The 381-nt window shown below is 50.7% G+C and carries 1 protein-coding gene; it reads right to left on the bottom strand.

Annotated features, from left to right (window positions below; translation table 11 throughout):
- Positions 1-381, bottom strand: a 381-nt coding sequence (locus tag NE664_15745) for a citrate transporter (protein ID MCQ4728087.1), incomplete at both ends; no start/stop codon positions are given.

Raw genomic sequence — 381 nt, 5'->3', positions numbered from 1 at the left:
CATTCGTCAGCACGCCTCCCAGCAGGATTGCGGAGGTCACCAGGAAAAAGGTTCCCCAGGCAAATACCCCGATATTCTCTTCAATCGTAATAGCCGGTGTTCCATCAATTTTCACTGCAAATAAGATCACCAGGAATAAAAGAGCCATCCCGAAGGAGTTGGCGCTGAGCCATGCCATGCCCGGAAGTGTGGGGAAAAGGCTTGGCAGAAGCATGCTTAACAGAAAACAGACGCAGATCAGCGCCACTGCCTTCTGTCTTTTGCTCAGCGGAGGCAGCGGATTTTTATTCAGCTGTTCCAGCGTCAGATTCTTTAACCTGCTCACGTCGGGATGCAGGACGTATTTGGTAAAGAGAATCACAGCTCCGCTGCATAAGAAGC

Origin of the sequence: Anaerotignum faecicola (genome assembly GCA_024460105.1) — a bacterium.
In the GTDB taxonomy this organism is placed as follows: Bacteria; Bacillota; Clostridia; order Lachnospirales; family Anaerotignaceae; genus JANFXS01.
The sequence above is the reverse complement of the archived record's forward strand: the minus strand, read 5'-3'. Positions and strand labels throughout refer to the sequence as shown.